Annotated in this window: 7 protein-coding genes; 3 read left to right on the top strand and 4 right to left on the bottom strand. The window is 70.7% G+C overall.

The annotated features are described in order from the left end of the window. Positions 1-139: 139 nt before the first annotated feature. On the bottom strand, positions 140-3103 hold the full coding sequence (locus tag ACFFQA_RS24405; protein ID WP_377856589.1) for an AfsR/SARP family transcriptional regulator: 2964 nt from the start codon (positions 3101-3103) through the stop codon (positions 140-142). 92 nt (positions 3104-3195) lie between these two features. Between ACFFQA_RS24405 and ACFFQA_RS24400 the strand changes: the two genes are divergently transcribed. Both ACFFQA_RS24400 and ACFFQA_RS24395 read left to right on the top strand, forming a co-directional pair. Then, positions 3196-3939: an AfsR/SARP family transcriptional regulator gene (locus ACFFQA_RS24400; RefSeq protein WP_377856586.1), complete on the top strand. Its 744-nt coding sequence runs from the start codon at positions 3196-3198 to the stop codon at positions 3937-3939. A 30-nt stretch (positions 3940-3969) separates the two neighbouring features. Continuing rightward, positions 3970-4878: an alpha/beta fold hydrolase gene (locus ACFFQA_RS24395; protein WP_377856583.1), complete on the top strand. Its 909-nt coding sequence runs from the start codon at positions 3970-3972 to the stop codon at positions 4876-4878. Positions 4879-4916: 38 nt separating this feature from the next. Here ACFFQA_RS24395 and ACFFQA_RS24390 read toward each other — a convergent pair whose 3' ends face one another. After that, complete coding sequence (locus ACFFQA_RS24390) at positions 4917-5471, bottom strand: RNA polymerase sigma factor (protein WP_377856580.1); 555 nt, start codon at positions 5469-5471, stop codon at positions 4917-4919. A 50-nt stretch (positions 5472-5521) separates the two neighbouring features. Here ACFFQA_RS24390 and ACFFQA_RS24385 point away from each other — a divergent pair, with 50 nt between their 5' ends. Beyond that, entirely contained in the window at positions 5522-6838 is a 1317-nt protein-coding gene (locus ACFFQA_RS24385; protein ID WP_377856577.1) for a serine/threonine-protein kinase, read from the top strand. A 391-nt stretch (positions 6839-7229) separates the two neighbouring features. Here ACFFQA_RS24385 and ACFFQA_RS24380 read toward each other — a convergent pair whose 3' ends face one another. After that, a complete protein-coding gene (locus tag ACFFQA_RS24380) occupies positions 7230-7454 on the bottom strand; it encodes a DUF5703 family protein (RefSeq protein WP_377856574.1) in 225 nt (74 codons plus the stop codon). After that, a complete protein-coding gene (locus tag ACFFQA_RS24375; RefSeq protein WP_377856571.1) occupies positions 7451-8425 on the bottom strand; it encodes a YncE family protein in 975 nt (324 codons plus the stop codon). Before ACFFQA_RS24375 ends, ACFFQA_RS24380 begins: the two co-directional genes overlap by 4 nt. Positions 8426-8468: the final 43 nt, after the last annotated feature.

Here is an 8468-nt window from a genome sequence, read left to right as displayed (position 1 = left end):
CCGATGGTACTGCACTCGTGAGGGTGTGGGAGAGTAGGACGCCGCCGAACAATCATTCCCGCGAGGGGGTCAGGATTTCCTGACCCCCTGGCGGTTTTTTGCGTTCAGGGGAGGTTCTCGGTGTTCCGGAAGGCGGAGCTCACGGCCGGGGCAGGCCGAGGCGAGTGAACAGCTCCTCGGCCGACTCGCGGTGCTCGCGCGCCCGGTCGTCGCCGAGAGCGGTCAACGCGGTGGCCAGGGCGTGATGGGCGAGGGCCTGGTCGCGCGGCTGGTCGAGTGACCAGGCCAGCTCCAGTCCACTGTGGAGCGGCGCCAACGCCTCCTGCGCCCGACCCATGCCGCACAACGTTTCGCCCAGGCTGATCAGCGTTTCCAGCTCGCAGTTCCGATTGCTGAGGTCACGGCTCATGCGCAACGCCGACTCGATGGTCCGCAGTGCTTCGTCCCACTGCCCGAGTGCGCGGTGGGCGAGGCTGATGCCTTGCAGGACATAGCACTCGTTGTCCCGGTAACCCAGCTCCTTGTTCAACGCCGAGGCGCGCTGTAGCTGCTGCATCGCAACCGTCGGCCGATCGAGCTTCACGTTGGACAGAGCCAACGCGTGCAACGTCACCGCCACCGTTGTGGGCTCCCCGGAGCTCTCTGCCAGTGCGAGGGTCCGCTGGATGTATTCGGCGGATTCGGCGTAGTGGCCCCTCTGTCGCAGGAGAACGCCTACGGCGTGCCGGAGTCGGAGCTGGGCGACCTGGTCGTTGATCTCCTCGTACAGGCCCAACGCGAGCCGCAAGCGGTCCAGGGCCTCGCCGAACCGCCCGAGACGCCAGTAGACGAGGCCGAGCCCGTGGTGGGAACGCGCCTTGTCCGTGACCGACCCGAGCTGCTCCGCCAGGTCGAGCGAGGCGGTGTAGGTGTCCAGCGCCAACGGGTACTGGCCGGTGCGCCAGTACATCGTGGCGAGCCCGCGCATCGCCGCGGCGACCTTCGGCAGATCGTCGAGGGCCCTGGCCGCACGCAACGAGCTTTCGTGGATCGAGCGGCCCTCATCGGTGTAGACGTAGCCGTCCACGAACCAGTTCAGGCTGCCCGCCATCTGAATCGCGTGCTCCGGCCAGCCGTGGTCGGCGCAGTGCGCGAGCACGGTGGTGATGTTCCCGCGCTCGACCTCGAACCACGAACGGGCCGCCACGGCATCAGCGAAGCCCGGACTCGGAGTCCGCGGCGGGGCGATGGTGGACGGCGCGCTCCTGGCGATCTGCGGTTGTGTCTGCCAGGCCAGTGAAGAGTTGTGCAGGTAGTGGTCGAACAGACAGGTCAGGGCGGAACGCCGGTCGTCGTCGGTGTCCGTCCGCGCCGAGACCTCCCTGGCGTAGGCCCGGACCAGGTCGTGAGTGCGAAAGCGACCGGGGCGCCATTCGTCGACCAGGTACGCGTCGGTCAGTTCCTGGAAGGCGTCATCGGTCGAGCGGAGGTCACGGTCGAGCAGGGCCGCCGCGCTGTACACGTCGAGCTCAGCGATGGGGGAGATGCCCAGCAGCCGCAGCGCTCGTTGTGCCGCAGCGGAGAGCCGCTTGTAGGACATGTGGAACGACGCGCGGACGCTGAGCGCTCCCGCAGTCAGCTCGCCGATCACGCGGTGCTCGTCGAGCATCCTGGCCAGCAGGTGCTCCGGGCTCCACGCGGCGCGGGCGCGCAGGCGAGCCGCGGCGATGCGGATAGCCAGCGGGAGCCGGCCGCACAGCTCGACGATCTGCTCGACCACCGCCGACGCGGGAATGCCCGCGATCCGGGTGAACAGCTCGACCGCGTCCGGCGCGGGCAGCATGTCGAGCACGAACGGACAGGAGCTGTCCAGGCCGGTCATGCGCTGCCTGCTGGTGATCAGGACGAGGCAGCCCGACGCGGCGGGGATCAGCGGCCGGACCTGGTCCTCGGTCGCGGCGTTGTCGAGCACGATCAGCATCCGCTTGTTCGCGAGCGTGCTGCGCAGCATCGCCGCTCGGTCGTCGAGATCGGCCGGGATCTTCGCCGCGGGGACGCCGACGGAGCTCAGCATCCGGTTCAGCGCGCCACCCGCGTCCAGCGGCGTGGTGCCCTCGGTGAAGCCGCGCAGGTCGACGAAGAGCTGGCCATCGGGGAACTGCCGCGCCAGCTGGTGTCCTATGTGGACGGCGAGCGCGGTCTTGCCGACCCCGGGGACGCCCTCGATGGAGCTGATCACGATGGGCGTGCCGGGCTGCTCGGCGGCCGACCGCGCCAGGTCGCGGAGGCGGCGGACGTGCTCGTCGCGGCCGGTGAAGTCGCGGAGGTCCGCGGGCAGCTGCGCGGGCGCGGGCTCCGAGCGCGGCAACGCCACGCCTCCGGCGAGCATCTCCTTGTGCAGCTCGATGAGCTCGTGACCGGGATCGATGCCCAGCTCCTCCGCGAAGAGCGCGCGGGTGTCGCGGAAGAGCGCGACCGCGTCGGCCTGGCGTCCAGAGCGGTGCAGCGCTCGCATCAGCAGCTCGCGCGGGCGCTCGCGGAACGGGTGCTCACGGGTCACGGTGGAGAGGGCCTCCACCGTCTCAGCCGGACGGTCGAGCACGATCAGGTCGTGTGCCCACTCCTCGACCGCCGTCGCGTGCAGCTGGTGGAGCCGGGTTCGGCTCAGCTCCGCGTGCGGGCCGGGGATCCCGTCGAGGACGGGACCTTGCCACAGCCGTAGTGCGAGATGTCCGAGCTGGGCCGCCCTGGCGACATCCTGGTCGGCTCGGGCTCCGCGAGCGTGGTTGAGCAGCAGCTCGAACCTCGCGATGTCCACGCTTTCGGGAGGCAGCCGGAGCAGGTAGCCCATGGTCGTCGACTCCAGCACCTCCTCACCCAGCACCCGCCTGAGCTTCGCCGCGTAGGTGCGGAGGTTGTTGGCCGAGCTCGCCGGGGCGTCCTCGCCCCAGACGTCGGTGATCAGGCTGACCCGCGAGACGACGCGGTTGAGGCGGGTCGCGAGCGCGGCGAGCACGGCCCGTTGCCTGGGCGGGCCGAGTGCGAGCTCCTCCGCGCCGTGCCAGGCGCGGGCGGGTCCGAGCAGGCGAAGACGGACGCCGCTGGAGCTCTCGTCCGCGTCCATGTGATCAGTCCACCGCAGTCCCGTCGAAGCGCTGGCCGCCCGCTTGGCCGACGCATGCGATTCGTATGCGCGGCACTCGTACGTTCGGGCGCATGTTGGATCTTCGCATTCTCGGCGATGTCAGGGCACATCGGGACGGACAGCCCGTCGAGCTGGGGACGGGACAGCAGTGCACGCTGCTCGCGGTCCTGCTGGTCGAGGCGAACCGGGAGGTCACCTCGGCGCGGCTTGCGCGGTACCTGTGGGGCTCGCGCCCGCCCACCTCCGCGAAGAGCTGCATCCAGGTGCACGTGAGCAGGCTGCGGACGCTGCTGGCCGATCCGGACTTCGCGATTCGCGCCGTGCCGGGCGGGTACCGGTTGGACATCGACCCCGAACAGGTGGATCTCGGCCGCTTCATCAGGCTCGTCGAGCTGGCGGGGAGGCAGGAGGACTGGGTCGCCGTGCCCCTGTACCGGGAGGCGCTGGCCCTGTGGCGGGGACGGCCGCTCGCGATGGTCGAGCACACCGCGCCGCTCACCCGGGCGTTGACCGAGCGCTACCTGTTGGAGCTGGAGAACTCCATCGAGGCACGGTTGCGCCTGGGTGAGCACCAGCAGCTGGTTCCCGAGCTCATCACGGCCTCGCACGAGAACCCGTTGCGGCCCAGGCTGACCGCGGCGTTGATGACCGCGTTGTACCGGGCGGGCCGGGCGGCGGAGGCGTTGCGGTACTACGAGCACACGCGGTGGATGCTGGCCGACGAGCTGGGCCTGGAGCCGCACGCCGACCTGCGGCGGCTGCAGGAGGCGGTGCTGCGGGACGACCCGGCACTCAACCTACTCACGAGTAGATAAATTGGGCTGGGCGTGCCACCATTGCGTGCCATGTCGGGAACTCCGGATTCCGTGGTGGTGCTTGAGGACGGCACGCCGCTCAACGTGAGCCAGTCCGGTTCGCCGGACGCACTGGTCACCGTGCTCTTCGTGCACGGCTACGCGCTCGACCACCGCACCTGGGACCGGCAGGTCGAGCTGCTGCCCGCGGTGCTCGACGTGCCGGTCCGGCTGGTCTCCTACGACCACCGCGGCCACGGCGAGTCCGGGGCGGCGACCGAGGAGACCGCCACCGTCGAACAGCTCGGCGACGACCTGGCGCAGGTCATCGAGCAGGTGGCGCCCTCGGGCACCGTGGTCCTGGTCGGCCATTCGATGGGCGGCATGGCGGTGATGGCGCTCGCCGAGCGCAGGCCGAGGTTGTTCGGCCAGCGGGTCGGCGGGGTGGTGTTCGTGTCCACGGCGGCCGGGGGCGCGGCGGAGACGCGGCTCGGTCTGCCCACGCTCGCCGGCAGGCTCGTCCACGAGCTGGAGAGCGTGTTCGGCCCGCTGGTGCGCAAGGTCCGTGAGCGCATCGAGCCCGCGAAGACCGCTGGGCTGCGGTGGTGGCTGTTCGGTGAGGACCCGCGCGAGGAGGACGCGGCGGTCACCGCCGAGATGGTGTGGTCGCAGTGGCCGGAGACGGTCGCGTTGTTCCGGCCCGCGTTCGACCGGCACGACCGGACCGCCGCGCTCACCGTCGTGCGGGGCACCCCGGTCGTGGTGATGGCGGGGGAGAAGGACCGGCTCTGCCCGAGCTCGCACGTCGCGCGGATCGCGGAGATCTGCGGCGGCGGCGAGCAGGTGCTCGTCCCGGGCGCCGGGCACATGCTGCCGCTGGAGCGGCCGGAGGACGTGACGGCGCGCATCGCGGCGCTGGTCCGCCGCGTGCGGGACGGCGCCACCGCAACGGACGGCTGACCACCAGGCTCGGACCCGGCACGAGGTCCCGGTCGGCGCTAGCTCTGTTCGGCGAGCAGGCCGCGCACGACCCGGCGGGCGTCGTGCACCTGCGCCTTGACCGTGCCGAGCGGCAGGCCGAGGTGCTCGGCGATCTCGGCGTAGGTGAGCTGGGAGATGTCCCGGAGCACGAACGACGCGGCCAGGCGCGGGCGGTCGGCCTCCAGGCGCTCCAGCGCTTCGAGCAGGTCGATCCGGGAGCCGGCGATCACGCTCGTCGTCCTCGGGTCGGGCCGCGCCTGGAGCGCGGGCTCGTCGTTGACCTGCTTGTCGGAGCGGCGCTTGAGCGACCGGTAGGTGCTGAGCGCGCTGTTGGAGACCACGGTGTGCAGCCAGGTGGTGAACTTGCTGCGCCACTCGAAAGAGGGAAGCTTCTCGGCGACCCGCATCAGCGCGTCCTGGCACGCCTCCTCCGCGTCCTCACGACAGGGCAGGTACCTGCCGCACTGCCGGAGCACCCTGGGATGGATCAGTCGGAGCAGCTCGTCCAGGGCTGAACGGTCGCCCTCGGTGACCCGTCTGGCGAGTACCTCGGCGTCCCCGTCGCCTAGCATCAGTCCTCGATTCGTCGACCCGGCGTCGCTGTCGGCGAGGATAGCGAGGAGTGTCGGACATCCAGTCGATCGGTCGTTACCGCGTGTCCGGGCTGTTGGGGACGGGGGCGTTCGCCTCGGTGTTGCGAGGGCACGACGACGTGCTCGACGCGCCCGTGGCGATCAAGGTCCTCGCCGACAACTGGGCGAGGCATCTGGACGTCAGTGAGCGCTTCCTCGCCGAGGCGAGGCTGCTGCGCCAGGCCGACTCCGACCGGGTGCTTCGCGTGCTGGACATCGGCGAGCTGCCCGACGGCCGCCCGTACTTCGTGACCGTGCTGGCCGACCGGGGCAGCCTCGCCGACCGCCTCGACCGGGGCGAGCTGCCGACGGAGGAGGCGCTCGCGATCCTCGTCGAGGTCGCCGAGGCGGTCTGCGTGCTGCACGCGATGGGCGTCGTGCACCGCGATCTCAAGCCGCCGAACGTGCTGATCCAGTCGGCCGGAGACGGGGAGCGGGTGGTGCTGGCGGACCTGGGGCTGGCGAAGGCGCTGGCGCAGGGGTCCGGTCTGACCCAGGTCGCGGGCTCACCCGGCTACATGGCACCGGAGCAGGCTCGGCCCGGTGCGATCGTCGACGAGCGCACCGATGTCTACGGTCTCGGCGCCTTGGCGCACCGCCTGCTGGCGGGCGCAACGCCGGGGGAGCGGGTGGTGGCGCCGCTGCCCGGACGGCTGGGGCGAGCGGTCCGGCGCGCGCTGCACACCGACCCGGACCGGCGGTGGCCGACCGCGCGGGCCTTCGCCGACGAGCTGCGCGCTCTGTCGGAGCACGGCTGGTCCACGTCGCGGCGACGCCGTCTGCTGCCGTGGGCCGCCGCGGTCGGCGCGATCGTCCTCGTCGCGTCGCTGTTCCTCTGGTGGCAGCCGGAGGAGAAGCAGGTGGCGGCACCGGTGCCACCCGTCAACCCGGCCTTGTGCCGGGCGAACGAGTTGCGGGTGTTCGACGCGGGTACGAGCACCGATCCGATGGAGTACACCCGCAGGGGCATGTCCTTGTTCTTCGAGTCGAAACAGCGCCGCTGTGTGCTGTTCGGCCGCTTGCAGGACGTGCGTTTCGTCAACGCCGACGGCTCGGTCGTGCCGCTGCGGTTCGGTGACGGCGAAGGCGAACCGATCCGGGTGGAGCTGGACGACAGCATCTGGGCCGAGCTGGAGATGAGCTGGTCCGCGACGTCCAAGGACCGGGGGCGAGCGGCCGTGACACCGGCACGGCTGGAGTTCCGTCTGCCGGACAGCTTGGACCTGGTGACGGTGCCGTGGGACAAGGGGCCGGTCGGGGACGACACCCAGGTCGAGATCGGGCCGATCCGCAACGCCTCGAACTAGGTCACACCGATCGCGGGCAACTTCTTCCTCGGCTGCCGCATCGCACCCCGTGTCAGTGACGCCGACACCGGCGCACTGCGGGCCTGATAGTTCCTGTAGGCACGATTTCTTCAGTGCTGAATGAACTTGATCTCCGCCGGAAACACGCCGAAGACTGCGGGGAGGGGAGTGGGCCGAAGCGCGCGATCGCGGGCCCCTCGTCCCGCGGTCAGTCACGTCGACGATCTGAGGAGCTGTCTCGTGAACCGTCATCCGCTCGTGGCCCGGCATGGCGAGGACTCGTGGGAAGGCGGTGCGCAATGAGATCTGCCGCCCCGATGAGTTCAGTGCCGAGTGAAATTAATCCAGCGGGACAACGAAGAACAAGAACCGCCCAGAGCGGGAAGGAGCCTCAGGCGATGACGCCGGGCAGCATCTGGTTGGGTCGGTAGCGGCGACGCAGCCAGATCTTGCGGGTGCCGTCGGAGAACAGCAGCACCCTCGCCAGTTCCCACCCGGAGAACTCGGCGTGCAGGGCGAGCTGGGTCATGGCCGTCTTGCGGGAGACACCCGGTGGCAACCGCAGCGGCCGGTACTCCCAGTCCCCCTCGACCACCGCCCCGTTTCCGTCACTCACGGTTGCACCACCTGGATCCCTTCCCGGTCCGCGGACGCGACGAAGACCCTGCCGCTGTCCGGGTCGACGGCCACCGAGTCGGGCTGGCGGACGGTGGGGAAGCGGAACTTCTCCACCGGCTCGCCGCCCGCGACGTCGAAGCCGACGACCTCGTTGCGTTCGGTGAGCGTGACCCAGGCCAGATCACGCTTGGTGTCGTAGGCGATTCCGTACGGGGTCCCCGGAACCGGGAACCGCTGCTTCAGCAGGAACGGGTTCGTGCCGAACGCCAGCAGCTCGCCGCCCCTGGTGTCCACGACGAGCGCGCGGCCGAACCGGTCGATGACGGCGTTGGTGGCGCCGTCACCGGCGCGCAGGCCGGAACCGAGCTTGCCCGCGGCGACATCGACCTCCAGCAGTGCCGTGCGGTTGATGTCGAGCACCAGCACGTTGTTCGCGCGGTCGGGCAACACCGCGGTCGGAGCGAAGAACCCGGTCACCTCCCGGACGACCCGCTCGCCGTCGAGCACGACGACCGCGTTGCGCTCCCTGAGCGAGACCACCGTCTGTCCATTCACGACAGTCGCACCACTCGGGCCGCCCTCGACCCGGACCTTGTCGGTCGAGCCGGTGCGGATGTCCAGTCGCACCACCGTGTTCGCCGAGGGGACGGCCGCGAAGAGCGCGCCGTCGCCCGCCGGGCTCAGCGCGGTGACCTTGTCGGGGACCGCGACGACGCGGGGTGGCGACTGTGGACTGTCCACGGAGAACAGCCGGATCTCCTTGGCGTCCATGGCGACCGCGAGCGTGCGGGTGGCGGTGTCCATGGCCAGGACGCGCGCCGGGCCGTCCAGTGGCAGCACGGTTCCCGCGGGGGAGGAGCTCGGGGGCGAGGTCGCGGGGACCGGGGCGATCAGCTCATCCCCGACCAGCAGCGCGTCCGTGGGGGCCCGGTCCGGTGTGCAGGCGCTCAGCACGAGGGCTCCGACCACAGGCAACAACACTGCCACCGCACGGCGACGCAATCCCGACCTC

Source organism: Allokutzneria oryzae (assembly GCF_042429765.1).
Lineage (GTDB): Bacteria > Actinomycetota > Actinomycetes > Mycobacteriales > Pseudonocardiaceae > Allokutzneria > Allokutzneria oryzae.
Note: the sequence above shows the minus strand (reverse complement) of the source record. Positions and strands in the feature narration are given on the sequence as shown.

Excerpts from the sequence above, each read along its gene's own strand:
- ACFFQA_RS24405 (WP_377856589.1), bottom strand. The coding sequence starts at position 3,103 with ATGGACGCGGACGAGAGCTCCAGCGGCGTCCGTCTTCGCCTGCTCGGA.
- ACFFQA_RS24400 (WP_377856586.1), top strand. The coding sequence starts at position 3,196 with ATGTTGGATCTTCGCATTCTCGGCGATGTCAGGGCACATCGGGACGGA.
- ACFFQA_RS24395 (WP_377856583.1), top strand. The coding sequence starts at position 3,970 with ATGTCGGGAACTCCGGATTCCGTGGTGGTGCTTGAGGACGGCACGCCG.
- ACFFQA_RS24390 (WP_377856580.1), bottom strand. The coding sequence starts at position 5,471 with ATGCTAGGCGACGGGGACGCCGAGGTACTCGCCAGACGGGTCACCGAG.